At 65.5% G+C, this 24,047-nt stretch carries 23 protein-coding genes; 12 read left to right on the top strand and 11 right to left on the bottom strand.

Annotated features, from left to right (window positions below; genetic code table 11):
• The first annotated feature begins 191 nt into the window (after positions 1-191).
• Positions 192-872, top strand: a complete 681-nt coding sequence (locus WDM24_RS02280) for an alpha/beta family hydrolase (RefSeq protein WP_338830293.1) — start codon at positions 192-194, stop codon at positions 870-872.
• Between the two features lie 10 nt (positions 873-882).
• Entirely contained in the window at positions 883-1,614 is a 732-nt protein-coding gene (locus WDM24_RS02285) for an aspartate/glutamate racemase family protein (RefSeq protein ID WP_338830294.1), read from the top strand.
• Here WDM24_RS02285 and WDM24_RS02290 read toward each other — a convergent pair.
• Together WDM24_RS02290 and WDM24_RS02295 are read right to left on the bottom strand one after the other, a co-directional pair.
• On the bottom strand, positions 1,606-2,388 hold the full coding sequence (locus WDM24_RS02290) for an SDR family oxidoreductase (protein WP_338830295.1): 783 nt from the start codon (positions 2,386-2,388) through the stop codon (positions 1,606-1,608). The two genes, WDM24_RS02285 and WDM24_RS02290, sit on opposite strands and share 9 nt — an antisense overlap.
• 40 nt (positions 2,389-2,428) lie before the next feature.
• Positions 2,429-3,403 (bottom strand): 2-dehydropantoate 2-reductase, encoded by a 975-nt coding sequence (locus tag WDM24_RS02295; RefSeq protein WP_338830297.1) that lies wholly within the window; start codon positions 3,401-3,403, stop codon positions 2,429-2,431.
• Between the two features lie 180 nt (positions 3,404-3,583).
• Between WDM24_RS02295 and WDM24_RS02300 the strand changes: the two genes are divergently transcribed.
• A complete protein-coding gene (locus tag WDM24_RS02300) occupies positions 3,584-4,384 on the top strand; it encodes an enoyl-CoA hydratase-related protein (protein ID WP_338694849.1) in 801 nt (266 codons plus the stop codon).
• 15 nt (positions 4,385-4,399) lie between these two features.
• Here WDM24_RS02300 and WDM24_RS02305 read toward each other — a convergent pair whose 3' ends face one another.
• Together WDM24_RS02305 and WDM24_RS02310 are read right to left on the bottom strand one after the other, a co-directional pair.
• Positions 4,400-4,663 (bottom strand): hypothetical protein, encoded by a 264-nt coding sequence (locus tag WDM24_RS02305; RefSeq protein ID WP_338830298.1) that lies wholly within the window; start codon positions 4,661-4,663, stop codon positions 4,400-4,402.
• Between the two features lie 62 nt (positions 4,664-4,725).
• The gene (locus WDM24_RS02310) at positions 4,726-5,610 is read right to left on the bottom strand and encodes a LysR family transcriptional regulator (protein WP_338830299.1); all 885 of its coding nucleotides are present in this window, start codon (positions 5,608-5,610) and stop codon (positions 4,726-4,728) included.
• 127 nt (positions 5,611-5,737) lie between these two features.
• Between WDM24_RS02310 and WDM24_RS02315 the strand changes: the two genes are divergently transcribed.
• The 4 genes from WDM24_RS02315 (at position 5,738) to WDM24_RS02330 (ending at position 9,870) form a co-directional block, all read left to right on the top strand.
• A complete protein-coding gene (locus WDM24_RS02315; RefSeq protein WP_338830300.1) occupies positions 5,738-7,099 on the top strand; it encodes an FAD-dependent oxidoreductase in 1,362 nt (453 codons plus the stop codon).
• A 13-nt stretch (positions 7,100-7,112) separates the two neighbouring features.
• On the top strand, positions 7,113-8,117 hold the full coding sequence (locus WDM24_RS02320) for an ABC transporter substrate-binding protein (protein WP_338830301.1): 1,005 nt from the start codon (positions 7,113-7,115) through the stop codon (positions 8,115-8,117).
• Between the two features lie 159 nt (positions 8,118-8,276).
• The gene (locus WDM24_RS02325; protein WP_338830302.1) at positions 8,277-9,050 is read left to right on the top strand and encodes an ABC transporter ATP-binding protein; all 774 of its coding nucleotides are present in this window, start codon (positions 8,277-8,279) and stop codon (positions 9,048-9,050) included.
• Entirely contained in the window at positions 9,043-9,870 is an 828-nt protein-coding gene (locus tag WDM24_RS02330) for an ABC transporter permease (RefSeq protein WP_338694859.1), read from the top strand. Before WDM24_RS02325 ends, WDM24_RS02330 begins: the two co-directional genes overlap by 8 nt.
• A gap of 194 nt (positions 9,871-10,064) precedes the next feature.
• Here the strand turns inward: WDM24_RS02330 and gtdA are convergent, their stop codons facing one another.
• Entirely contained in the window at positions 10,065-11,105 is a 1,041-nt protein-coding gene (gene gtdA, locus WDM24_RS02335) for a gentisate 1,2-dioxygenase (protein ID WP_338830303.1), read from the bottom strand.
• A gap of 99 nt (positions 11,106-11,204) precedes the next feature.
• Between gtdA and maiA the strand changes: the two genes are divergently transcribed.
• Genes maiA through WDM24_RS02350 form a run of 3 tightly spaced genes read left to right on the top strand, consistent with a single transcriptional unit; the run spans position 11,205 to position 13,523 of the window.
• Positions 11,205-11,837 carry a maleylacetoacetate isomerase gene (gene maiA, locus WDM24_RS02340; RefSeq protein WP_166299255.1) on the top strand — a complete coding sequence of 211 codons (633 nt, stop codon included), beginning with the start codon at positions 11,205-11,207 and terminating at the stop codon, positions 11,835-11,837.
• Positions 11,827-12,339, top strand: coding sequence for a MarR family transcriptional regulator (locus WDM24_RS02345; RefSeq protein WP_338694865.1), 513 nt, complete (start codon positions 11,827-11,829; stop codon positions 12,337-12,339). The genes maiA and WDM24_RS02345 overlap by 11 nt, the downstream gene beginning before the upstream one ends.
• Positions 12,339-13,523 carry a 3-hydroxybenzoate 6-monooxygenase gene (locus WDM24_RS02350; protein WP_338830304.1) on the top strand — a complete coding sequence of 395 codons (1,185 nt, stop codon included), beginning with the start codon at positions 12,339-12,341 and terminating at the stop codon, positions 13,521-13,523. Before WDM24_RS02345 ends, WDM24_RS02350 begins: the two co-directional genes overlap by 1 nt.
• Before the next feature lie 216 nt (positions 13,524-13,739).
• On the opposite strand, the gene WDM24_RS02355 is transcribed toward WDM24_RS02350, so the two are convergent.
• The 5 genes from WDM24_RS02355 to WDM24_RS02375 form a co-directional block, all read right to left on the bottom strand.
• Positions 13,740-15,350 carry a benzoate-CoA ligase family protein gene (locus WDM24_RS02355; RefSeq protein WP_338830305.1) on the bottom strand — a complete coding sequence of 537 codons (1,611 nt, stop codon included), beginning with the start codon at positions 15,348-15,350 and terminating at the stop codon, positions 13,740-13,742.
• Entirely contained in the window at positions 15,347-16,477 is a 1,131-nt protein-coding gene (locus WDM24_RS02360) for an FAD-dependent monooxygenase (RefSeq protein WP_166299251.1), read from the bottom strand. Before WDM24_RS02360 ends, WDM24_RS02355 begins: the two co-directional genes overlap by 4 nt.
• Positions 16,478-16,592: 115 nt before the next feature.
• The gene (locus WDM24_RS02365; RefSeq protein WP_338830308.1) at positions 16,593-16,805 is read right to left on the bottom strand and encodes a hypothetical protein; all 213 of its coding nucleotides are present in this window, start codon (positions 16,803-16,805) and stop codon (positions 16,593-16,595) included.
• Between the two features lie 110 nt (positions 16,806-16,915).
• Positions 16,916-17,137: a cysteine rich repeat-containing protein gene (locus WDM24_RS02370; protein WP_338830310.1), complete on the bottom strand. Its 222-nt coding sequence runs from the start codon at positions 17,135-17,137 to the stop codon at positions 16,916-16,918.
• 38 nt (positions 17,138-17,175) lie between these two features.
• Positions 17,176-17,982 carry a cysteine rich repeat-containing protein gene (locus WDM24_RS02375; protein WP_338830311.1) on the bottom strand — a complete coding sequence of 269 codons (807 nt, stop codon included), beginning with the start codon at positions 17,980-17,982 and terminating at the stop codon, positions 17,176-17,178.
• Positions 17,983-18,223: 241 nt separating this feature from the next.
• Here WDM24_RS02375 and WDM24_RS02380 point away from each other — a divergent pair, with 241 nt between their 5' ends.
• Together WDM24_RS02380 and WDM24_RS02385 are read left to right on the top strand one after the other, a co-directional pair.
• On the top strand, positions 18,224-19,396 hold the full coding sequence (locus WDM24_RS02380) for an efflux RND transporter periplasmic adaptor subunit (protein WP_338830312.1): 1,173 nt from the start codon (positions 18,224-18,226) through the stop codon (positions 19,394-19,396).
• A 9-nt stretch (positions 19,397-19,405) separates the two neighbouring features.
• A complete protein-coding gene (locus WDM24_RS02385; RefSeq protein WP_338830313.1) occupies positions 19,406-22,576 on the top strand; it encodes a multidrug efflux RND transporter permease subunit in 3,171 nt (1,056 codons plus the stop codon).
• A 364-nt stretch (positions 22,577-22,940) separates the two neighbouring features.
• On the opposite strand, the gene WDM24_RS02390 is transcribed toward WDM24_RS02385, so the two are convergent.
• Positions 22,941-23,942 (bottom strand): NADP-dependent oxidoreductase, encoded by a 1,002-nt coding sequence (locus tag WDM24_RS02390; protein ID WP_338830314.1) that lies wholly within the window; start codon positions 23,940-23,942, stop codon positions 22,941-22,943.
• Positions 23,943-24,047: the final 105 nt, after the last annotated feature.

Genomic DNA, 24,047 nt, shown 5'->3' on the forward strand with positions numbered 1-24,047 from the left:
TGTGTCATGCTGCACACCATCCTACAGTGGCGGCTCTTGGTCTAACAGCGGAAATGTTGCAAAGGCAATGTTGCAAAGGAAACATTGATCGGCTGTGAGCCATCTCACTTGCGGCGTCGTCGCGGCGGCATTTGCGCGCATCGAGGCGTGCGGCTAGAACTATCGGCACAACAATTCTTCGAGATGTCATCTTGAACGCGTCAGGCGCGCAACCGCTCACGATCACGATCTCGGACGACAGCACGGTGTCCGCGCTGCTGCTGCGCCCGGCGCAGGCGCGTGCGGCCTATGTGTTTGCGCATGGCGCCGGCGCTGGCATGGCCCATGCCTCGATGGAGTCGATTGCGGCGGGCCTCGCCGAGCGCGGCATCGCGACGCTGCGCTATCAGTTTCCCTACATGGAGAAGGGCAGCAAGCGGCCCGATCCGCCCGCCGTCGCGCAGGCAACGGTGCGCGCCGCGGTGGCGGAGACCGCGCGGCGTTGCGGCGAACTGCCGCTGTTCGCCGGCGGCAAGTCGTTCGGTGGACGCATGACCTCGCAGGCGCAGGCGAAAGCGCCGCTCGCCGGCGTGCGCGGGCTGGTGTTCCTCGGCTTCCCCCTGCATCCCGCCGGCAAGCCGTCGAGCGAGCGGGCCAAACATCTCGCCGAGGTCAAGGTCCCGATGCTGTTCCTGCAGGGCACCCGCGATGCGCTGGCCGAGCTCGACCTGCTCGAGCCTGTGGTGAAGGCGTTGGGTAGCCGTGCGACGCTGCATCTGGTGCAGGAGGCCGACCACTCCTTCCATGTCCTCAAGCGCTCCGGCCGCAACGACCGCGAGGTGATGGCCGAGCTGCTCGATGCGTTCGCGGCGTGGGTCGCCAAGCATTCGTGAGTCGTAACCCATGACCAAGATCCTGATCGTCAATCCCAACACCATCGCGTCGATGACCGCGACCATCGCCACCGCCGCGCAGGCGGTTGCCGCATCCGGCACCGAGATCGTGGCGGTCACCTCGTCGATGGGGCCGGCCTCGATCGAGGGCTTCTACGACGAGGCGTTTGCCGTTCCCGGCCTGATCGAGGCGCTGTTGAAGACGCCCGATGCGGACGTCGGCATCATCGCCTGCTTCGACGACACCGGGTTGGATGCCGCGCGGTCGGCAGCGCGCTACCCCGTGGTCGGCATCTGCGAAGCGGCGCTGGTCACGGCCGGACAGATCGCCAAACGCATCGGCATCGTCACCACGCTGCCGCGCTCGATCGTGCCGCTGGAAGAGCTGGTCCGCCGCTACGGCTTTGCCGATCGCGCCGTGGTCACCGCCTGCGACGTCGCAGTGCTCGATCTGGAGAAGCCGGGCTCGGGCGCCAAGCCAAAGCTGCAGGCGGAGATCGCCCGCGCGCTGGAGAAGGGCGCCGACGCCATCGTGCTCGGCTGTGCCGGCATGGCCGATCTTGCACATGAGCTGTCGGTGCAATTCGGTGTGCCGGTGGTCGATGGCGTCGCCGCCGCGGTGAAGCAGGCGGAGGCGCTCGCCGGTCTCAAGCTCACGACGTCACGCCGCGGCGCCTACGCCTCGCCCGCGGCGAAGGTCTATTCCGGGCCGTTGGGGAAGTTCGCGCCGCCGTCAGCCTGACGTCGCACCGCCATAGATCCGGTCGCGCAGCCGGCGCATGCCGGAGAGCCAGCGCTCGCGGTTGGTGACTTTGCGCTGCATGTATTCCTGCACCTGCGGATGCGAGAGAATCAGGAAGCGCTCCTCGGCCATCGCCTCGATCACCATGCGCGCGACCTCGCCCGGCTGCAGCACGCCGTCGACGCGCGCTGCGCTCGGGCCCGGCGTCGTCATGCCGGTCTGCACCGATTGCGGACAGAGCACGGAGATGCGGATGCCGCGATCGCCATACTGGATGGCGAGATGCTCGGCGAGCGCGACCGCGGCGCTCTTGGTCACGCCGTAAGGCATCGAGTTCAGCGAGGCCAATAGCCCCGCGGCCGATGCGGTGTTGATGAGATAGCCGGAGCCGCGCGCCAGCATGCCGGGCACCAGCACACGCGCCGCGAACACGTGACTCATCACATGCACCCGCCAGCTCACGTCCCAATCGGCATCGGTCGCGGCTTCCTGTCCCTTGCGCGACAATCCGGCATTGGAGAAGAACACGTCGACCGGACCATATTTGTCCTCGGCCGCGGCGATCAGCGCCTTGATGTCCTCTTCGAGCCCGACATCAGCGGTGACCGCAAGCCCGTCGATATCGCCGGCGACATTGGCGAGCCGGTCGCGCGAGGTCTTGAGATCGGCGACCACGACGCCGCGGGCGCCCGCCTCCGCATAGGCCCGCGCCACCGCTTCGCCGATCCCGCTCGCACCGCCGGTGACGACACAGACCTTGTTCTTGACGTGCATGGTTCGATGTCCCTGCTTGTTATCGTGGTGGGGCGGATTGTCAGCCCTGGTACAGGTCCTTGTCACGCGCCTTCTGGATCGCGAGCGCGGCCATCAGGTCGAGCATCGGGGTCGGAATGCCGGCTGCGCGGGCAAACGCCGCCGGGGCGCGCACCAGCACGTCGATCTCCATGGCGCGGCCGAGCTCGTAATCCTGCAGGATCGAGGGCTTGTGGTCGGGCGCCGGCCCGCTGCGGGTGACGCGCTTGACCGCAGGGAGATAGCGAGTCGCCACCGCATTGGCCTCGTCGAGCAGGCGCGGGATCACGTCCTGCATGACAGGATCGTCGCGGACGGCACGCGCGGTCAGTCCGGTCAACAGGCACAGCACCGACATCGACATGTTGGTGAGCAGCTTCGACCAGATCGTCTCGCGGATTTCCGTGACCTCGGGCGATTCGATCGAGGCTTCATTCAGCGCCGCGCGCAGAGTGGCAATGCGCTCGCTCTGACGGTCGTCGCACTCGCCGATCAAAAGGCGGTTGCGATCCGGCGACAGGTTTGCCGCCACGCCGGGCGCGATCACCTCGTTGGACGAGAAGATCACGCCGCCAATGATCCGTTGCTTCGGGATGGCGCTGCGCAGCCGCCCGCCGGGGTCGAGGAAGCCGAGATCGGGGATGGCGGGATGCTGTGGCGGCAGGCCGAGATCGTACCACCAGGGAATGCCGTTCTGCGCGAACACGATGGCGGCGTCGCGTTGAAGCAACGGCGGGAGCCCGGTCGCGAGCGCGCCGATGCCGGTGGCCTTCAACGTGCAGATGACGACGTCCTGCGGACCCAGCTCGGCGGGATCGGCCGACGCCTTCACCTTTGCGGTGAGCCTGGTGCCGCCGACCTCGAGCGTCAATCCGTTGGCCCTGACCGCGTCGAGATGCGGCCCGCGCATCACGCAGGACACGTCGTGACCGGCGCGTGCCAGCCGGACCGCGAAATGGCTGCCGACGGCGCCCGCGCCGAAAATGCAAATACGCATGAGTGGAACAATTCCTTGCAAACGTGCCGCGTCAGTTTCCACAAGCGCGGGGCATCGCGCAACCCGTCATGCGCGTGGCGCGGTCGCGCGCGCTTGAAAGTGATGGATCAAGGCATCTCCGCTCGCCATAGTGCGAGGCTAGTACAAGGCAAGAGCAATGCCGAACGAGGGAGAAAAATCATGTCGGCCAGCCCAGTCCTGTGGAGCCTCGATGCGCGCGGGGTCGCGACCGTCACGCTGAATCGCCCCGAGGTCAACAATGCCTATGACGGCGCGCTGATTGCGGGCGTGCTGGCCGCGATCGACGATCTCTCGACCAAGCCGGTGCGCGTTGTCGTGCTCAAGGGCAATGGCAAGCATTTCCAGGCCGGCGCCGACCTGAAATGGATCAACGGCGTGCGGCCGAAATCATCAGAGGAGAACGAGGTGGCGTCGCGCGCCACGTTCGAGGCGGTGCAGCGCCTCAACACGCTGCCGGTCCCGACGGTCGCACTGGTGCAGGGCGGCTGCTTCGGCGGCGGCACCGGCGTGATCTCGGCCTGCGACATCGTGATCGCGGCTGATAACGCGTTGTTCTCGATCACCGAGGTGCGCTGGGGCCTGACCGCGGCGATCATCATCCCGCAGCTCTGCGACGCCATCGGCGTGCGCCAGGTGCGCCGCTACGCGCTGACCGGCGAACGCTTCGGCGCCGAGGATGCGCGCCGCATCGGCCTCGTGCATGAGGTGGTGCCGCTCGCCGATCTCGAAAGCGCCGGCGCCAAGGTCGTGGAGCAGCTGCTCGGCAACGCACCGGATGCGATGGCCGAGACTAAGAAGCTCGCGATGGAAAGCTCGTTCGGCGGCATGGGCGTGGACGACGACGCCTACAAGCGTCTCGTCCATCTGCATTCGGCCAAGCGGCAGACCGCCGAGGCGGCCGAAGGGCTCGCGTCCTTCGCCGAGAAGCGCGCGGGGCGATGGGGCGGTGGCACGGCGTAAGTCTCTCTGTTTCGTTCAGCAGCCGTTGCAGATGCCGCGCATGCTCCGGTAGACCTCCGCGTCGTCGCGGCGCATCTGTTGCAGCTGATCGAATGTCTTCGATTCGCTCGACCGCGTCACAGGCGCTTCGGGCTTGCGCCGGGCCGCCAGTTCCTGCTCCTGGCGGTGGTAGCAGGCCTCGCGTTCCGCCTTGGCCTCGGTGAAGCGGCAGGTCTCGATCGCCGCCGCGGGCCCAGCGACGATGATGAGGCCGAGCGAAACCGAGATCAGGAGTTTCAAGCGGGCGATCCTTTCGTGGTCTTGTCTCAGGTCCGCGTGCGAGGGGCAAGGCTGTCGTCGGATCACAGCGATTGCGACAGCATTTTTTTCAATGTCCTTAGCAGCGCCTGCACGGCGGCGGCATTGATGCGGCGTTCCGGAACGGCGGCCTTCACCCACAGTTCCGGGATCGGAAACTCAGTGAGCACCGGCTGCAGGACGCCGTCGCGCAGCGCGTCCGCGACCAGATAGTGCGAGAGCAGGGCGATGCCGTTGCCGGCGATCGCGCTTTGCGTCAGCACACGGCCCTCGTTCGACGAGAGAATCGGGCGCACCTGGATATTGATGCGGCCACGCGGCCCCTCGAACGGCCATTCCGGCCCGGTCGGCAGGAAGCTGAGGCAGCGATGATCGACCAGGTCGCGCGGATGCTTCGGTGTGCCGTGCTTCTTCAGATACACAGGCGAGGCGCACAACAGCCGCGGCAGCCGGCACAACGGCTCGTCGACGACGCCGCCGAACGAATGCGGGAAGGCGCCGATCGCGATATCAAAACCCTCGGTCACCGGATCGACCGGACGGTCGATCATCACGATCTCGAGCTTCACGCTGCGGTTTTGCTTCTGGAAGATCGTGAAAGCATCGGCGAGCCGCGCCACCGTCAGCGATGTCGGTGCCTTGACGCGGAGGTGATCGGTGAGATCGCGCTGCTTCTCGCCCATCCGAGACAAGAGATCGCCGACATCGGCAACCACGCCGCGGGCGCGATGGACATATTGCTGCCCGGCCTCGGTCAGCCGCAACTGGCGGGTCGAACGATGGAACAGCGCGGTGCCAATCCGTTCCTCTAGCTGGGTGACGCGCTTGGCGACGACTGACGTTGCGACGTTGAGCTTGCGCGCAGCGGCGGAGAAGCCGCCGGCGTCGGCGGTGGCGAGGAAGGCCTCGAGGTTAACAAGCGTATCCATCCGCTCTTACCTTTTTCTCCCTTTGCCTTTCTCGATTCGCGAAAGCTGATTACATAATTTGGTGGATTGTACTGCAATCCGCATCAATTCATAGTTGGCCCAATCAACTTTGTTCAGGGCGGAAATGATGCGAGCGAGCACGATCGAAGAACCTGCGCGGCAGGTCCCCCTCTATGGCGAATATGACGTGGTGGTGCTCGGCGGCGGACCGGCCGGCATCGCGGCGGCCGTCGGCGCGGCACGTGCCGGACGGCGGACGCTGCTGATTGAACGCTACGGATTTCTCGGCGGCATGGGCACCGCGGCGGGCGTGACCAACTTCTGCGGACTGCACGCCAACATCTTCGGCGAGATGCACCGCGTGGTGCAGGGCATCGCCTCCGACTTGCTGGCGCGGATCGACCGTCTCGGCGGGTTGAACGCGCCGCATCTGATCCTCGGCAAGATCCTTGCGCAGGCGTATGACACCGCCGCCTACAAGATCGCGGCGGACGATCTGCTGGCGCATCACAAGGTCGACATCCTGTTCCACGCACTCGGTGCCGGCGTTGTGATGGACGGCGCGCGGATTCGCGCGCTAATGGTGGAAACCAAGGCCGGCCGGCAAGCGGTGCTGGCCGGCATCTTCATCGACTGTTCCGGCGACGGCGATCTCGCGGTGTGGGCGGGCGCGCCCTATGAAGTCGGCGACAACCAAGGCGGCATGCTCTACCCCTCGATGATGTTCCGCCTCAACGGCATCGATCCGGCGAAAGCGGGCGACGCGTGGCGCACGATCCCGGCGCTGATGGCGGAGGCCGAGGCCGCCGGCACGCATAAATTCCCGCGCAAGTCGGCGATCGTGCGGCCGCAGAAATCGCAGATCGAATGGCGGGTGAATTTCACCCAGGTGACCCGAAGCGATGGCGGCGCCATCTCGGGCATCGACCCCGACGACATGACGCGCGGCGAGATCGAGGGCCGCCGCCAGGCGGTCGAGGCTTTTGCCTTTTTGCGCACGGTGCCTGGCTTCGAGAACTCCTACATCGTCGATCTGCCGCCGCAGCTCGGCATCCGCGAGACGCGGCGCGTGATCGGCGGCTACATGCTATCAGGCGAAGACGTGCTGGGCTGCGCCTCGTTCGAGGATTCGATCGGCGTCAACGGCTGGCCGAAGGAGTCACACGTGCCGGGCGACGTGATCTTCGAATTTCCGCCGATCCCGGAGAGCCGCGGCTACAACGAGTTGCCGTACCGGATGCTGGTGCCGGATGGTGTCGACAATCTCCTGGTTGCCGGCCGTTGCGCCTCGATGACCCATGAAGGGCAGTCGGCCGCGCGCGTCTCCGGTGCCTGTTTTGTGATGGGCGAGGCGGCGGGAACCGCGGCTGCGCTGGCGCTGTCGGGTAACACGAATCCGCGCGACATTTCCGTCGAAAAGTTGCAACAACTGCTCGGCAGACAGGGCGCGTTCATCGGCCGCGATCAGGCCGTGCCCGAAGGACTTTAGGCGGAGGACGGCAATGAAGGGTTGGACGCGGCTCGCACTCGCGGGTCTGCTGGTCTGGGCCGCGAGCGGCATCGCGCGGGCCGATGATCTCCTCAAGGCGAAGATCGGCGTCTTGCGCCTGTCGTCCTCGGCGCCGGTGTTCATCGCGCAGGACAAGGGCTATTTCCGCGACGCCGGCCTCGACGTCGAGTTGAAATTCTTCGATGCGGCACAGCCGATCGCGGTCGCGACCACCTCGGGCGACATCGATTTCGGCATCACCGCGTTCACCGCGGGCCTCTACAATCTCGCCGGCAAGGGTACGCTGAAGGTGATCGGCGGCATGAGCCGCGAGAAGGCCGGCTATCCCCTGATCGGCTATTTCGCCAGCAACAACGCCTATGTTGGCGGCCTCAAGACGCCGAAGGATCTGGTGGGCAAGCGCGTGGCGGTGACCCAGGTCGGCTCCAGCTTCCATTATTCGCTCGGCCTGCTCGCCGACAAATACGGCTTCAAACTGTCCGACGTGAAGGTCGTGCCGCTGCAGTCGCTGTCGAACGCCGCCGCGGCGCTGAAGGGCGACACAGTCGATGCGGCGCTGCTGCCGGTCTCGACGGCGCGGACGCTGATGGATTCCAACGGCGCGAAGTTTCTGGGCTGGGTCGGCGACGAGACGCCGTGGCAGCTCGGTGCCATCTTCGCTTCGCCGAAGACGCTGACCAACGCACCGCTGGTGACCCGACTGCTCGCCGCGCTCACCCGCGCCGACCACGAATATCACGACGTGATCCTCACGGCGATCAAGGACGGCGTGGTGCCGATCAACGAGCGGACAAAACCGCTGCTTGAGATCATCGCCAAATACACCAATCTTCCGGTCGAGCAGGTGGTCGGCAACTGCGCCTATATCGATCCCGACGGCAAGCTCGACGTGAAGAACGTCGACAACCAGATCAAGTGGCTGCAGGAGCAGGGTTTTGTCGACAAGGGTTTTGACGCCGGCGCGATCATCGCCAAGGACTATGTGAAGGCGGATTGATGTCGAGCCGCGCGCACCATAGTCCACCCGTCATCCTGAGGAGCGCGCACTTGCGCGCGTCTCGAAGGATGCACGGCCGAGCTGCATCCGGGCCGTCGACCCTTCGAGACGCCGCTGCGCGGCTCCTCAGGGTGACGGATCAGATAATGAGCCTCTAACATGGACCTGATCGCCGACCATATCAGCCATCGCTTCGGCGCGCTCGACGTGCTCGATGATGTCTCCTTCCAGGTCTCGGCCGGCGAGATCGTTGCGATCGTCGGTCCGTCCGGCTGCGGCAAGAGCACGCTGCTGTCGATCCTCGGTGGGCTGCTGCGGCCATCCGCGGGCGCCGCCGAGCTGCGCGGCGCGCCGCCGGCCGGCAGCCTCAATCCGCTGACCTTCGTATTCCAGGATTTTGCCCTGCTGCCGTGGAATACTGTCGAGGAGAACGTCGCGTTCCCGCTGCTGCACACGGCCCTCAGCGCAGGTGACCGCCGTGCGGTGATCGACGACGCGCTGCGCCGCACTGGTCTCTCCGATTTCCGTGCGACTTACCCAAAACAGCTGTCCGGCGGCATGCGCCAGCGCGTCGGCATTGCGCGCGCACTCGCGGTTCGCCCCGCGATTCTGTTGATGGACGAACCGCTATCGGCGCTGGATTCGCAGACCCGCGAGCTCCTGATGGAGGATTTCGTAGGCCTGCTTGCCGACGGCACGATGGGCGCGGTCTATGTCACGCATAACCTTGAGGAAGCTGTGCGGCTCGCCGACCGCGTCGTCGTGCTGTCACGCCGCCCCGGCCGCATCAGGGAGATCGTGACCATTCCGATGACGCGCGCCGAACGCGGTGCTGTGGATGCGCGCGGGCCGCTGGCCGCCCTTCAAGGGGAGCTGTGGTCGCTGATCCGGAAAGAGGCGATCGATGCCGAGCGCGAGGTTCAGCATGCTTGACCGCGCGCCGCAGGAGACGAACGATCAGTCGGCGGAAGCAACACGGCCGGTCGCGTTTCGCGGTGCCGGCTTTACCCCGGGCGGCAGCCGCTATGCCGGCTGGATCGCGCTCGCGCTTGTGATCGCGGTCTGGCAACTCGCGGGCAGCGCAGGATTGGTCAATCCGCTGTTCCTGCCGGCGCCGTCGGCGATCGCGGTTGCGATCACCAAGCTCGCGATGTCGGGCGCGCTGTGGCAGCATTTGTCCTGGTCAATCATGCGGATCGGCACCGGCTGGATCATCGGCACGGTCGCCGGCGTCATCGTTGGTTTCGCGATCGGGCTGTCGACCCTGGCGCGCGGCGTCGGCATCACCTTCATCTCGGCGCTGTTCCCGATCCCGAAGATCGCACTGCTGCCGCTCCTGATCCTGTGGCTCGGGATCGGCGAGGAGCCGAAGATCGCGACCATTGCGCTCGGCGTGTTCTTCTCGACCGCGATCTCGGTCTATAGCGGCGTCGATGCGGTGCCGCGCAATCTGATCCGGATGGCGCAAAGCTTCAACGTGCCGTTCCACGCCATCGTGCGCCGCGTGATCTGGCCGGGCGCGCTGCCCTCGATCCTCGCCGGCTTCCGCATCACCGCATCGGTTGCGCTGCTGCTGGTCGTCAGCGCCGAGATGATCGGCGCGCAATACGGCATCGGCGCCTTCGTGCTGCAGGCCGGCAATCTGATGCAGACCGATCAGCTGCTCGCCGGCGTCGTGATCCTGTCGCTGTTCGGGCTAGCGGTGGGGAAGTTGATCAACTGGCTGGAGACGCGGCTGCTGCACTGGCGGTGAAGTGCGCATCGCGAGCCCCAACCTCCGCCGTCGTCCCGGCGAAGGCCGGGACCCATAACCACAGGGCGTGGTTGTTGGAAACAGCTGGGGCCACAGCGTCTTTAACAAAGCCCTGTGGTTATGGGTCCCGGGTCGCGCTTCCGCCTTCGCTCGTTGAGCTACGGCGGACAAGTCGCTTGCCCGGGACGACGAATTTATGCGTTCCCCCTGTCCTCGCGGAACAGGTCGAGCTTCTGCTGCACCGGGCGGTCGGAGAACGAGAACAGCACGGAGTCGGCATCGGCCTCGTGGGTGACCCAGTGCCAGCTCGGCACCACGAACAGGTCGCGCGGGCCCCACTCGAAGGTCTGGTCGCCGATCCGTGTGCGGCCCTTGCCCTCGATCGCGGCGAACACGGTCGCGTCGGTCGCGCGATAGCGCGCGGTCTTGAAACCCTTCGGCAGCAGCTGGATGAAGGTGCCGATGGTCGGCATCGCAAAATCACCGGTCTCGGGATTGGAGAATTTCAGCTTCAGGCCGTGGCAGGCGTCCCATTCGTCGCTGCCCTTGGCCTTCTCCAGCGCCTCGCGGGTGTATTCATAGGGGTAGTTGAAGATCGGCGAGGTCTTCGAGGTCCGCTTCTGATCGATCGGCAGCAGATTGTGGCCGTAGCGCGCGAAGCTCGCGCCGGCTGGTTTCGAGATCGACTGCTGATCTTCCTTGGCGCCTTCGGCGAAGGAGCAATCGAAGAACTGCACCATCGGAATGTCGAGCCCGTCGAGCCAGAACATCGGCTCGCTGGTTTCGTTGGAATGGTCGTGCCAGGTCATCGACGGCGTGATGACGAAATCGCCCGGCGCCATCGCGGTGCGCTCGCCATCGACGGCGGTGAAGGCGCCCTTGCCCTCGAGCACGAAGCGCAGCGCTGACTGCGCGTGACGATGGGCGGGGGCGATGTCGCCCGGCACCACCATCTGCACGCCGGCGAACAGCGAGGTCGTGATCTTGGACTGGCCGCGCAGGCCGGGATTTTCCAGCACCAGCACGCGGCGCTCGGCTTCCTTGGCCGTGATCAGCCTGCCGGCCTCGTTCATGTAATCGCGGATCTGATCGAATTTCCAGAGGTGAGGGCGGGAGGCGCTCTTCGGCTCCGGCGTGATCAGATCGTTCATCACGTTCCAGAGCGCCGAGAGGTTTTGGCCGTCGATCTTCTTGTAGAATGCCTCGCGCTCCGGGGTCTTCTGCACGGCTTCCATGGCAAGCCTCCCATCATTCTTGTCGGTTCAATTTAATTGACAGTATACTCATAATATGACTAGCGTCAATCAACCACACGAAATGCAAGGGAGGTTCCGATGAAGCTGCATGGCTATTTCCGGAGCAGCGCGTCCTATCGGGTGCGGATCGCCCTCAATCTGAAGGGGCTCACGCCCGAGCATCTGCCGCATCATCTGCGCAAGGGCGAGCAATGCGCGCCCGCTTATCTTGCGATCAACCCGCAGGGGCTGGTGCCGACGCTGGAGGATGACGCCGGCGCGATCCTCACCCAGTCGCTCGCGATCATCGAATGGCTCGACGAGACCCATCCCAATCCGCCGCTCTTGCCAAACGATCCGCTGCGGCGTGCCAAGGTGCGGGCGTTCGCGCAGGCGATCGCCTGCGACACCCACCCGGTGCAGAACCTGAAGGTGCTGGCGCGGCTGCGTCAGCTCGGCCTGCCGGAGGCGCAGGTGACGGAGTGGGCGGCCTGGGCCAATCGCGAGGGTCTGTCGGCGTGCGAGACCCTGATCGCGGAAGAGGCGGGACCGTTCTGCTTCGGCGACCAGCCGACCCTGGCCGATCTCTGCCTGGTGCCGCAGCTTGCCAATGCGCGGCGCTTCGGCGTCGATCTCTCGGCCTATCCGCGCCTGCTCAAGGCAGAGGCCGCGGCGAAACAGGTCAAGGCGTTTGCCGACGCCGCCCCGGACAAGCAACCCGATGCCGAATAGCAAGCCAACGCCCGTCACCATGGACGCGGTCTACACCGCGCCCGGCTATCTGTTTCGACGGATGCAGCAGATCGCGGTCGCGTTGTTCATCGAGGAGTGCAAGGCGTTCGACTTGACGCCGGTGCAGTACGCCGCGCTGGTGACGATCTCGACCCATCCCGGCATCGACGCCACCCGGCTCTCCGCGGTGATCGCGTTCGACCGCTCCACGCTCGGCAATGTGATCGAGCGGCTGCAGGCCAAGGAGTTCATCGCCCGCAAGCCGTCGCCCGAGGACAAGCGCGTCAAGCTGCTCTATCTCACCAGGGCCGGCGCCGCCGTGCTCAACGACATCATGCCTTCGGTCGACAAGGCGCAGGCGCGGATGCTGCAGCCGCTGAAGCCGGCCGATCGCAAGACGCTGCTGGCGCTGCTGACGCAACTCGTCGACCTCAACAACGAGTCCTCGCGGGTACCGCTGCGCGCCGAGGACGCGCTCGAACATCTGGGGAGGTCGGGCTGATGGCAGACAGCAAGCCGGTCCTGATCGCGGGTGGCGGCATCGGCGGTCTCGCCGTGGCGCTGGGCCTCGCGCAGAAGGGCATCCGCTCGATCCTGCTGGAGAAGGCCGCAGCACTCGGCGAGATCGGCGCCGGCATCCAGCTCGGGCCGAATGCGTTCCACGCCTTCGACTATCTCGGCGTCGGCGAAGCCGCGCGCAACATGGCCGTCTATATCGACCAGCTGCGGCTGATGGATGCGCTGACCGCCGACGAGATCACCCATATCGATCTTGGCGACAGTTTTCGGGCGCGGTTCGGCAATCCCTATGCGGTGGTGCATCGCGGCGATCTGCATGGCGTGTTCCTGCGCGCCTGCCAGAACCACGAGCTGATCGAGCTCCGCGTCTCCAGCGAGGTTGTCGGCTATGAACAGGATGGTTCATCGGTGACTGCAAAACTCGCCAGTGGCGAGCGCATTACCGGACGTCTCCTGATCGGCGCCGACGGACTGTGGTCGAATATCCGCAAGCAGGTGACATCAGACGGACCGCCGCGCGTCTCCGGCCACACCACCTATCGCTCCGTGATCCCGACGGAGCAGATGCCGGAGGATCTGCGCTGGAACGCGGCCACACTGTGGGCCGGCCCGAAATGCCACATCGTGCATTACCCGCTGTCAGGCTGGAAGGTGTTCAACCTCGTCGTCACCTACCACAATGACGCGCCGGAGCCGGTCGCCGGCAAGCCGGTCTCCGAGGACGAGGTGATGAGGGGTTTTACCCACGTCCACGAGCGTGCGCAGAACATCATCCGCCACGGCACCAACTGGAAGCTCTGGGTGCTGTGCGACCGCGATCCCGATGAGCGCTGGATCGACGGCCGCGTCGTGCTGCTCGGCGATGCCGCGCATCCGATGCTGCAATATTTCGCGCAAGGCGCCTGCCAGGCGATGGAGGACGCGGTGTGCCTGTCGCACATGCTGGCCAACCACGATGATCAGGCGGCGGCACTCGATGCTTACCGCGCGCAACGCTTCCCCCGCACCGCGCGCGTGCAGCTGATGTCACGCGCGATCGGCGAGCACGTCTACCATCCCGCCGGCGAGCACGCCCGCATCCGCAACGCGATCATGAGCGCGAAGTCGCAACAGCAGTGGTGCGACGATATTGCGTGGCTGTATGGCGGGACGGGGTTGGGAAGTTAGCTCCCCCGTCGGTTGACGCAGGAGACGCGGTCGCCGCATTTTCAGTCGTCGTCCCGGACAAGCGAAGCGCGATCCGGGACCCATAACCCCAAATGGTCGTTGTTTCAGTGAGCTGGGGCCCCAGCCTTCGCGCCATAAAGATTTGTGGTTATGGGTCCCGGCTTTCGCCGGGACGACACTGAATGTGTGGCGGCAGTGTTGAGCAGTCTGGCGCCCTCACATCCGCATCACCGCCTGCCGGTCGATCTTCCCCGTGCCGGTCTTCGGCAGTTCGTCGATGAACTTCACCTCGCGCGGATATTTGTAGGGCAGCAGCTTCGCCTTGACGTAATCCTGCAGCCGCCGCGTTGCCTCATCGGTGTCGAAGCCGCCCTTGTTCATCACCACCACGGCGCGCAGCGTCATGCGGCGGTCCGGCAGTTCGGCGGCGTAGACGGCGCATTCGCGGACGTCGGGGTGATCGGCGAGGCAGAGCTCGACCTCGAGCGGATAGACCCACTGGCCGGAGATCTTGATCAGATCGTCGGCGCGGCCGCGGAAGAAGTGGAAGCCGTCGCTGTCGCGGACAAAGCGGTCGCCGGTGTAGATCCAGCCGTCCTCGCGCACGGTCTCGGCGGTCTTGTCCGGCCGGTTCCAGTACAGCGGCGTCGCGGAATCGCCGCGCACCCACAAGATGCCTTCCTCATTGTCGTCGACCTCGCGGCCGTCGCTGTCGCGCAGCATGATCTCGTAGCCGGGCACGCGCAGGCCGGCGGCGCCGAGCTTCTTCTTTTCCGCGCGGTTGCAGAGATAGATGTGCAGCACCTCGGTCGAGCCGAGGCCCTCGATGATCTCAAGCCCGGTGAGCTCTTTCCAGCCGTTGAAGACATCGGCCGACAGCACCTCAGCGGCCGAGACCGCCATCCGCAGCGAGGAGAAATCGGCAGCGTCCGCGCCTTCGGCCTTGGTCAGCGAGATGTAGAGCGTCGGCAGGCCGAAGAACACGGTCGGCCGATACTGCGCGATCGCCGCGAAGATCGCCGCCGGCTTCGGCTGGCCCGGCAGCAGCAGCGTCGCGGCGCCGACCGAGAAAGGAAACGTGATCGAATTGCCGAAGCCATAGGCGAAGAAGATCTTCGGCACCGAGAAGCAGATATCGCCAGGCCCGAGCTTCAGCACGTTGCGGGCAAAGGCGAGCTCGCTATAGGCCATGTCGTGCTGCAGATGCACGATGCCCTTGGGTCGGCCGGTCGAGCCCGACGAATACATCCAGAACGCCATCTCGTTGCGGTGCGTATCGGCCTCGTCGAGTTCGCCCGGAAACGCCTGGAGCCAGTCGCCGGCGTTGCGCATCTCAGGCACGGCATGCTCGCTGGCAGCGCCGTTGACCACGATCAGCGTGCGCAGTGGTGTGTCCTTGCAGGCCTCCGCGTTGAAGCGCGTGCAGAATTCGGCGTCAGTCACGGCGACCTGCGCGCCGGCGTCGGACAGATAGAACTGCAGCAGCTCTGATGTCGTCAGCGTGTTGATCAGCAGCGGCACGAAGCCGGCGCGCACCGCGCCGAAGAATGCGGCCGGGTAGGCCGGCGTGTCGTCGAGGAACAGCAGCACGCGGTCGCCGCGCTCTAGTCCGAGCGACGTGAAGGCGCGGCCCCAGCGCGCCGCGTCAGTGCAGAGCTCGCGATAGGTTCGCGTCCCGGCGGGACCGATCAGCGCCAGGCGTTCAGCGTTGCCATTGCCGAGATTGTCGAACAGGATGCGGCTCGCATTGTAGTGCTCGGGTATCGCAAAGCCGATCTCGCGCGCACCGGGATTGTCCAGCGGAACCTGGTCGGCGATCCCTGTCATGAGTGTCCCTTTGCGGCTTCATAGCGGGCCATGAAGCCGGGCGACATCGCGCGCAGCCGCGCGTCGTCGATCCGGCCGGAGCGGGTGATGTAGCTGTAGGCGAAGTCCATCAGGTCGCGCTTCATATGCGCGGGGAAATGCTCGTACCAGTCGGCGCTGGTCCGCGCCGCGGTGACGAGCTTCTTCACGATCGGCTTGCGCTCGCTCTCGTAGCGCCCAAGCGCGGCGGCGATGTCGGCCTCGGTCTCCAGCGCCTTGGTCAGCGCGATCGCGTCCTCGATCGCAAGCCGCGTGCCCGAGCCGATCGAGAAATGTGCCGAATGCAGGGCGTCGCCGATCAGCACCATGTTGCCGTGCGACCAGCGCTCGTTCCAGATCCACGGAAAATTGCGCCACACCGATTTGTTCGAGATCAGCCGGTGGCCGTCCAGCGTTTCGGCAAACACGTCTTCGCAGATCGCCTGCGATTCTTCGATGCTCTTGTCGGCAAAGTCATAGGCGACCCAGGTCGCCGCGTCGCACTCGACCAGGAAGGTGCTCATGTCCCTGGCGTAGCGGTAATGATGGGCGTTGAAGCTGCCGCGCTCGGTTGCCACAAAGGTCTGCGACAGCGTCGCGAAAGGTTTTGTGGTGCCGTACCAGGCGAATTTGTTGCTCGAATGCGAGACCGACGCGCCGAACGCGGTCTCGAAGCCGCGGCGGACCATCGAGTTCAGCCCGTCGGCGGCAACGATCAGGTCGTAACCCCTGAGCTCGTCGACCGCCTGCACCACGGTGTCGAAGCGCGGCGTGATGCCGACGCTGCGCACGCGCTGCTGCAGGATCGTCAGCAGTTCCAGCCGGCCGATCGAGGAAAACCCGACGCCGTCGATCTCGACGCTCTCGCCGCGCAGGTTGAGGGTGATGTTCTTCCAGCTCTCCATCCGCGGCGCGATGGCGTCGACCGTCTCGGGGTCGTCGGCGCGCAGGAAGTCCAGCGCCTGCTCGGAGAACACCACGCCGAAGCCCCAGGTGGCGCCGGCGGCGTTCTGCTCGAACAGATCGATCTCGGCGTCAGGGTGACGCTTCTTCCAGAGATAGGCGAAATAGAGCCCGCCGGGCCCTCCGCCGATCACGGCGATCCGCAACGTCTGCCTCCCAGATTGACAGTGTACTTACTATTTGGCTCCACACTAATCTCCCTCCGGCGGGAACGCCAGAGGGAAAATGCGCGAGGCGACTATCCTGTTGGCGCTGAAAGGCTCAGTAGCAGCGGCGGACCTTCACGCCGCCGACCCATACCCAGCGGCAGCCGGCGACGACGGGCTTGCGGACGACGACGGCGCCGCGATAGCCAGCGCACCCGGCGCGATAGACGCCGCGGGCGCAAACCACCGCATTGGCGTCGGAGGATTCAAAGGTCATGGTCGCGGCAAAGGACAACATGGCCGCGACGATCAGCAAAAATGAACGCATAATATTCCCTCTCCCGGGGTGAGGCTTGATTGGCCTGTGATTGATCAACAAGGTGCTACGGCTCCGTGACCGGCAATCGCCGGGCACATGTCGTCTCACCGCCTGCGCGGCTACTTCTTTTCCGCCTCCGCCAGCACCTTCTTGCAGGCCGGCGTCAGCTTGTCGCTCTGCTTGGCAAGGCAGGCGATGATGCGCCCGCCGCCGGGCGTCACGCTCTTGCAGAACTTCTCGTAGTCGCCCATGCAGGCGTCGCGTTGGGCGTTGGTTAGCTCCTGGGCGTAGACGGCAGTCGTGCCGCAGAGCAGTGCGACGGTCAGGACAATACGCAGCATCGTTGGCTCCCTTTGCGGTCAGTCTCGTGACAACAGGATTACCGCGCCGCGAACGGCGCCAGCACGTCGCGGCATTCCGGCGAGAGCGAGCCGGCATTGGTCGCCAGGCATTGCAGGATCCGGCCGCCGCCGGGTTGGACGCCGCCGCAGATCGAGCGGACATCGGCGCCGCAGGCCGAGCGCAGCACGAACAGTTCTTCGCGCGGGCGCATCGGCCGCAGCACGATCACGGTCGGCGCTGCCGCCGATGCCGCGGCCGGCGCAGCCGTCGTCGCAGCAGCGCCGGCGGCCGGCGCGGCGCCACCGCCGGCGGCAGCCACCGCCTTCTCGCAGGCCGGCGAGAGTTTTGCCTTGTTCCTCTCGAGGCATTGCAGCGCCGGCGCGCCGCCGGTCGGCACACCCGCACAGACCTTGGGATAATCGGAGCGGCACGCGCTGCGGATCGCGGAAATCTGCGCGTTGGACGGTGTCCCGGCCGCCTTCGGTGCGGCGGCCTCAGCGGCGGGCTTGGCCGCCGTCGCTGGAGCTGCGTCGGTCTTGGCTGCATCGGTCTTGGCTGCCGCGGTATCCGCCTTTGGCGCCGCGGCCGGCGCTTCCACGGCCTTCACGGCGCTGGCGCAACCCGGTGCGAGGCTTGCCATGTTCTTCTGCAGACATTGCAGCGACGCTTCGCCGCCTGGCGGAACGCTCGAGCAGTGCGCGATATAATCATTGCGGCATTGTGACTTGATGGCGTCGCGCTGCGCCTGGCTCGGCGCCTGCGACATCGCCGGTGCGGTGCTCATCATTGCCGCAAGCGCAAGCCATGCGGATAGCTTCGTTGCTCGTGTCAACGTATTGATCATCTGACTAAATCCTCTCGTCGCGCCGGAAGCCTCCGGCTCAACTGAACTGCGTTCTGAAAAAGTCTTGCTCTAACAACCTTCGCGAGCGGCATCATTTTCGGTTTCGAGTTCCGCTGCAAGCGGATTGTTGCTATGAAAGAATCAGGCTGATTTTTTCGCTCGCTTCGACATCTCTATCCTTGAATTAAGTCATTTGAATTGAGGCTCGGAAATGAGGCATGCGCGCGCATCGGCACATTTCATGCGGAGCAATTTTGTGCGGCTGCGAAACGCGCCACTGACGCGTTCGGCTTTCGTCATATCGGCCTTTGTCAGTTTAAGTGCCTGCGAGCAAAACAGTTTTGTTGCGCCTCCGCCACCGAAGGTCGAGGTTGCGCCGCCGGTGCAGCGCGCCATCACGCGCTATCTGGACGCCACCGGAAACACCGCGCCGATCAAGACCGTCGATCTGGTCGCGCGCGTGCAAGGTTTCCTGCAGTCGATCAACTATCAGGACGGCGCTCAGGTGAAGGACGGCACCACCCTGTTCACGATCGAGCCGGAGACCTACAAGCTGAAACTGGAGCAGGCGCAGGCGGCCGAAGTCGGCGCGCAGGCGACGCTGAAGCAGGCCGAGGCCGACTTCAAGCGGCAGACGGATCTGGTGCAGCGCCAGGCGGTCTCGCAGTCGACGCTGGATAGCTCGACCTCGGTGCGGGACAACGCGCAGGCCAGTCTGCAGCAGGCCCAGGTCAATACCAAGATCGCCGCGGTCAATTACGGCTACACCAATGTGGCAGCGCCGTTCGACGGCATCGTCAGCAACCATCTGGTCTCGGTCGGCGAACTGGTCGGCGTGGCGTCGCCCACCCAGCTTGCCACCATCGTGCAGCTCGACCCGATCTATGTGAATTTCAACGTCAGTGAACAGGACGTGCAGCGGGTGCGCGACGAAGCGCGCCGCCTCGGCATGACGGTCAACGACATCAGACAGCTGCCGGTTGAGGTCGGCCTGCAGACCGAGACCGGCTATCCGCACAAGGGCAAGCTCGATTACGTCTCGCCGACCGTCAATCAGTCGACCGGAACGCTTCCCGTCCGTGGCTTGATACCTAATCCGGATCGCGTGCTGCTGCCGGGGTTCTACGTCCGCGTTCGCGTGCCCTTCACCAAGCAGGAGAACGCGCTGCTGGTGCCCGACGTCGCGATCGGCAGCGACCAGGCCGGCCGCTACGTGCTGGTGGTCAACGCCGACAATGTGGTCGAGCAGCGCAAGGTCACCACCGGCCCGCTCGACGCGGGCCTGCGCGTCATCGAGAGCGGGCTGAAGGCGGACGATCGCGTCGTGACCGCCGGGCTGCTGCGTGCGATCCCCGGGCAGAAGGTCGATCCGCAGGTGCAGAAGGGCGACGCGGCGCCGGCACCGGCCAAATAGGGACGCGCCATGATCTCGAAATTCTTCATCGAGCGCCCGGTCCTTTCCAACGTCATCGCGATCCTGATGATCCTGCTTGGCGGCGTGGCGCTGTACAATCTCGCGGTCGCACAATATCCCGACGTGGTGCCGCCGACGGTGCAGGTGACGACGCGCTATCCCGGCGCATCGGCCAAGACGGTGGTCGACACCGTGGCGCTGCCGATCGAGCAGCAGGTGAACGGCGTCGAGGATATGCTGTACATGCAGTCCTACAGCGGCGCTGACGGCACCTATACGCTGACGGTGACCTTCAAGATCGGCACCGATCTCAATTTCGCGCAGGTGCTGGTACAGAACCGGGTCTCCTCGGCGCTGGCGCAGCTGCCGTCCGCGGTGCAGAACCAGGGCGTCACGGTGCAGAAGAAGTCGACCTCGATCCTGCTGTTCGTGACGCTAACCTCGCCGAACAGGACCTACGACAGCCTGTTCCTGTCGAACTACGCCACCATCAACATCCGGGACGAGTTGTCGCGGCTATCAGGCGTCGGTAACGTCACGGTGTTCGGCGCCGGCCAGTATTCGATGCGGGTCTGGCTCGATCCGAACAAGCTGCAGGTCCGCGGGCTGGTGCCGCAGGACGTCATCCAGGCGATCCAGCAGCAGAGCCAGCAGGTCACCGCCGGCCAGGTCGGCGCGCCACCGACGCCGGCGGGGCAGGCGTTCCAGTACACGCTGAACGTCAACGGCCGCCTCGACGACAAGAGCCAGTTCGAGGACATCATCGTCAAGACAGGCACTGTCGGCGACGTCACCCGCGTCCGCGACGTCGGCTGGGTCGAGCTTGGCGCGCAGACCTACAGCCAGATCTTTTCGCTGAACCAGAAGCCGGCGACCGGCATCGGCGTGTTCCAGTCGCCGGGCGCCAATGCGCTGCAGGTCGAGAAGGCGGTCGAGAAGAAGATGGCGGAGCTGGCCAAGCAGTTCCCGCAGGACATCCAATACGACACGCCGTTCGACACCACCAAATTCGTCAACGCCTCGATCGAGGAGGTCTACAAGACCCTGATCGAGGCCGGCTTGCTGGTGCTGGTCGTGATCCTGATCTTCCTGCAGGACTGGCGAGCGATGCTGGTGCCGGCGACCACCGTGCCGGTCACGATCATCGGCGCGTTCGCAGGCATGGCCGCGCTCGGCTTCACCATCAACCTCTCGACGCTGTTTGCGATCGTGCTGGCGATCGGCATCGTGGTCGACGACGCCATCGTCGTGGTCGAGGGCGCCGCGCACAATATCGAGCGCGGCATGTCGGGCCACGACGCGGCGATCAAGGCGATGGACGAATTGTTCGCGCCGATCGTCGGCATCACGCTGGTGTTGATCTCGGTGTTTTTGCCGGCGGCGTTCCTGCCGGGGCTGACCGGGCGGATGTACGCGCAGTTCGCGCTGGTGATCGCCGCCACCGCGCTGCTCAGCGCGGTCAATGCCGCGACGTTGAAGCCGACGCAGTGCGCGCTGTGGCTGCGCCCCCCCGCGCCGCCCGAACAGCGCAACTTCTTCTATCGCGGCTTCAACGCGGTCTATGACCGGGTGGAGCGTGGCTATACCAGGCTGGTCGGCGGCATTGCCGGGCATGCCAAGACCTCGGTCGCGGTCGCGCTTGTTATCATCGGGCTCGCCGGCTACGGCCTGTCGCGGGTGCCGACCGGCTTCATCCCGATCGAGGACCAGGGCTATCTGCTCGCCGCGGTGCAATTGCCCGACGGCGCAGCGCTCGACCGTACCCAGCAGGTGCTCGACAGGGTCACGGAGATTGCCCGCAAGACGCCCGGTGTCGACCAGGTGGTCTCGATCGCCGGCATCTCCGCACTCGACAACTCCTCGAGCCTCGCCAATGCCGGCGTCGCCTATCTGATCCTGAAAGACTGGAGTGCCCGCGGGCCGGGCGAAGATCTGCGTTCGCTGGTCTATGGTCTCAACGACAAGCTCGCGGTGATCCCGGAGGCGCGCATCCTGGTGATCCCGCCGCCGCCGATCCAGGGCATCGGCAACGCCGCCGGCTTCGCCATGCAGGTCGAGCTGCGTGACGGCAATGCCGATTACGGCAAGCTGCAGGCGGTCACCGGGGCGATCGTCGCCAATGCCCAGACCCAGAGCGCGCTGCAACGCGTCCAGTCGTCGTTCCGTTCAATGGTGCCGCAGTTCGACGTCGAGGTCGATCGGGTCAAGACGCAGATCCTGCACGTCACCCCCGACCAGATCTTCGCAGCGCTGTCGACCTATCTTGGCGCCAGCTACGTCAATCAGTTCACCAAGTTCGGCCGCACGTTCCAGGTCTATACTCAGGCCGAGGCGCAGTACCGCCTGTCGCTGCGCGACATCGAGAACATGATGGTGCGCAACAGCAATGGCGACATGATCCCGCTCGGCACGGTGGCGAAGATCACGCCGTCGGTCGGGCCGTCGCTGATCAGCCTCTACAACCTCTATCCGTCCGCCACCATCATCGGTCTGCCGGCGCAGGGCTATTCGTCCGGCCAGTCGATGACGCTGATGGAGGAGATCGCGGCAAAGACGCTGCCGCCGGGTTCGGGCTTCGAATGGACGGCGATGTCGTACCAGGAGAAGGAGGTCGGCGGCCAGATCTACTATGTGTTCGCGCTGGCGCTGTTACTGGTCTACCTCGTGCTCGCAGGACAATATGAGAGCTGGTACGCACCGATCTCGGTGATCCTGGCCGTGCCGCTGTCGTTGCTCGGCCCGACGCTGGTGCTGCTCAGCCTGCGGATCGAGAACAATCTCTACACCCAGATCGGCATCATCCTGTTGATCGCGCTGTCGGCCAAGAACGCGATCCTGATCGTCGAGGTCGCGCTCGAGCACCATCTACGCGACGGGCGGTCGGTCCTGGATTCGGCGATCGATGCGGCGCGCGCCCGGTTCCGGCCGATCCTGATGACGTCGTTCGCCTTCATCCTCGGCGTGCTGCCACTGGTGCTCGCGACCGGCGCCGGCGCCAACGCCCGCAAGTCGATCGGCATCACCGTGTTCTCCGGCATGATCGCCTCGACCTGCCTCGCCGTGCTGTTCGTGCCGGCATTCTTCGTCGTGGTGCAGACGTTCGAGAACTGGCGCAAGGCGAAGAAGGGCAAGGTCGCGCCGCCGCAAGCCGCACCGCAGGCGCCGGGCACGGTGCACTGATCTCCCTCGCCCCGTTCTTCACGGGGAGAGGGTTGGGGTGAGGGGCTCCATCCACCAGGAGGTGCGAGTTGCGAGGCCTGTACCCCCTCACCCGGATTGCATCTAAAGATGCAATCCGACCTCTCCCCGCAAGCGGGGCGAGGTAAGAGAAGGCCGAGCGCGGTCCAGTAGCTCCGCCCATTTCAGACTTTCCCCGTCACCCTGAGGAGGCCGCGAAGCGGCCGTCTCGAAGGGCGAACGGCCCGGCTTTCTCCGCGCTGCCGCAGCCGGGCCGTGCATCTTTCGAGGCGCGCAAGGGCGCACCTCCAACGCCAAAGGCGAAGCCTTTGCGCGGGGATGACGAATTGAGAGCTATCTCTGCCGCCTACACCTTCACCATGCGCTTGCCGCGGTTCTCGCCGGCTAAGAGCCCGATCAGCGCTTGCGGGGTGTTCTCGATCCCGTCGATCACGTCCTCCTGCACCTTGAGCTTGCCCGAGGCGACCCAGGACTGCAGGTCGGCGAGGGCGGCCTGGCTCTGGTCCATGTAGTCCATCACGATGAAGCCCTGCATGACGAGCCGCTTCACCACGATCAGGCCGGGTACGCCGCGCGGGCCGTGCGCGGAGGGGACGCCGTCATATTGCGAGATCGCGCCGCAGCAGGCGATGCGGCCGCGATTGTTCATCTGCGCGAGGCACGCCTCCAGAATGTCGCCGCCGACATTGTCGAAATAGACGTCGATACCGTTCGGCGCGGCGGCGCGCAGCGCCTTGTAGGTGGCGCCGTCCTTGTAGTCGACCGCGGCGTCGAAGCCGAGCTCGCTTGTCAGCCAGTGGCACTTGTCCTTGCCGCCGGCGATGCCGACGACACGGCAGCCCTTGATCTTTGAGATCTGGCCGACGATCGAGCCGACCGAGCCCGCGGCGGCCGACACCACCACGGTCTCGCCCTCCTTGGGCTTGCCGACATGGAGCAGGCCGAAATAGGCGGTCAGGCCGGCGATGCCGTACACGCTGAGCAGATGCGTCATCGGCTCGAGCTTCGGCATCTTGGTCAGATGCCTGGCGGGCACCGCGGCAAAATCCTGCCAGCCGGTGTCGCCGAACACGATGTCGCCCGGCTTCAGGCCGGGGTCCTTCGACGCCACCACCTCGGCGATGCCGCCGCCGGCCATCACGGTGTTGGCTTCCACCGCGGCGCGGTAGGTGGCGCCGTGCATCCAGGCGCGGTTGGCGGCGTCGAGCGAGATGTAGCGCGTTCGCACCAGCGCCTCGCCGTCCTTCGGCTCGGGGATCGCACCCTTGGTCAGACGGAAATGCTCGGGGCCAAGCTTGCCGGTGGGCTTTTCAACAAGCAGGATCTGGCGATTGACGGTGTCGTTCATTGGCGGTGTCTCCCCTTGCGTTGGTCGTTTCGCATGCAGTTTGACTGCGGTGCGCGCAGCTCTCTGCACAGATTGTGCGCTGCATGAACGCTAGCCCTCGCGCTG

The sequence above is a fragment of the Bradyrhizobium sp. 27S5 genome (assembly GCF_037217225.1).
GTDB classification, from domain to species: domain Bacteria; phylum Pseudomonadota; class Alphaproteobacteria; order Rhizobiales; family Xanthobacteraceae; genus Bradyrhizobium; species Bradyrhizobium septentrionale.

What these genes read in the sequence shown, in the direction of transcription:
- WDM24_RS02285 (WP_338830294.1), top strand. Translation starts at nt 883, where the DNA reads ATGACCAAGATCCTGATCGTCAATCCCAACACCATCGCGTCGATGACC.
- WDM24_RS02290 (WP_338830295.1), bottom strand. Translation starts at nt 2,388, where the DNA reads ATGCACGTCAAGAACAAGGTCTGTGTCGTCACCGGCGGTGCGAGCGGG.
- WDM24_RS02295 (WP_338830297.1), bottom strand. Translation starts at nt 3,403, where the DNA reads ATGCGTATTTGCATTTTCGGCGCGGGCGCCGTCGGCAGCCATTTCGCG.
- WDM24_RS02300 (WP_338694849.1), top strand. Translation starts at nt 3,584, where the DNA reads ATGTCGGCCAGCCCAGTCCTGTGGAGCCTCGATGCGCGCGGGGTCGCG.
- WDM24_RS02310 (WP_338830299.1), bottom strand. Translation starts at nt 5,610, where the DNA reads ATGGATACGCTTGTTAACCTCGAGGCCTTCCTCGCCACCGCCGACGCC.
- WDM24_RS02315 (WP_338830300.1), top strand. Translation starts at nt 5,738, where the DNA reads ATGCGAGCGAGCACGATCGAAGAACCTGCGCGGCAGGTCCCCCTCTAT.
- WDM24_RS02320 (WP_338830301.1), top strand. Translation starts at nt 7,113, where the DNA reads ATGAAGGGTTGGACGCGGCTCGCACTCGCGGGTCTGCTGGTCTGGGCC.
- WDM24_RS02325 (WP_338830302.1), top strand. Translation starts at nt 8,277, where the DNA reads ATGGACCTGATCGCCGACCATATCAGCCATCGCTTCGGCGCGCTCGAC.
- WDM24_RS02330 (WP_338694859.1), top strand. Translation starts at nt 9,043, where the DNA reads ATGCTTGACCGCGCGCCGCAGGAGACGAACGATCAGTCGGCGGAAGCA.
- gtdA (WP_338830303.1), bottom strand. Translation starts at nt 11,105, where the DNA reads ATGGAAGCCGTGCAGAAGACCCCGGAGCGCGAGGCATTCTACAAGAAG.
- maiA (WP_166299255.1), top strand. Translation starts at nt 11,205, where the DNA reads ATGAAGCTGCATGGCTATTTCCGGAGCAGCGCGTCCTATCGGGTGCGG.
- WDM24_RS02345 (WP_338694865.1), top strand. Translation starts at nt 11,827, where the DNA reads ATGCCGAATAGCAAGCCAACGCCCGTCACCATGGACGCGGTCTACACC.
- WDM24_RS02350 (WP_338830304.1), top strand. Translation starts at nt 12,339, where the DNA reads ATGGCAGACAGCAAGCCGGTCCTGATCGCGGGTGGCGGCATCGGCGGT.
- WDM24_RS02355 (WP_338830305.1), bottom strand. Translation starts at nt 15,350, where the DNA reads ATGACAGGGATCGCCGACCAGGTTCCGCTGGACAATCCCGGTGCGCGC.
- WDM24_RS02365 (WP_338830308.1), bottom strand. Translation starts at nt 16,805, where the DNA reads ATGCGTTCATTTTTGCTGATCGTCGCGGCCATGTTGTCCTTTGCCGCG.
- WDM24_RS02370 (WP_338830310.1), bottom strand. Translation starts at nt 17,137, where the DNA reads ATGCTGCGTATTGTCCTGACCGTCGCACTGCTCTGCGGCACGACTGCC.
- WDM24_RS02375 (WP_338830311.1), bottom strand. Translation starts at nt 17,982, where the DNA reads ATGATCAATACGTTGACACGAGCAACGAAGCTATCCGCATGGCTTGCG.
- WDM24_RS02380 (WP_338830312.1), top strand. Translation starts at nt 18,224, where the DNA reads ATGCGGAGCAATTTTGTGCGGCTGCGAAACGCGCCACTGACGCGTTCG.
- WDM24_RS02385 (WP_338830313.1), top strand. Translation starts at nt 19,406, where the DNA reads ATGATCTCGAAATTCTTCATCGAGCGCCCGGTCCTTTCCAACGTCATC.
- WDM24_RS02390 (WP_338830314.1), bottom strand. Translation starts at nt 23,942, where the DNA reads ATGAACGACACCGTCAATCGCCAGATCCTGCTTGTTGAAAAGCCCACC.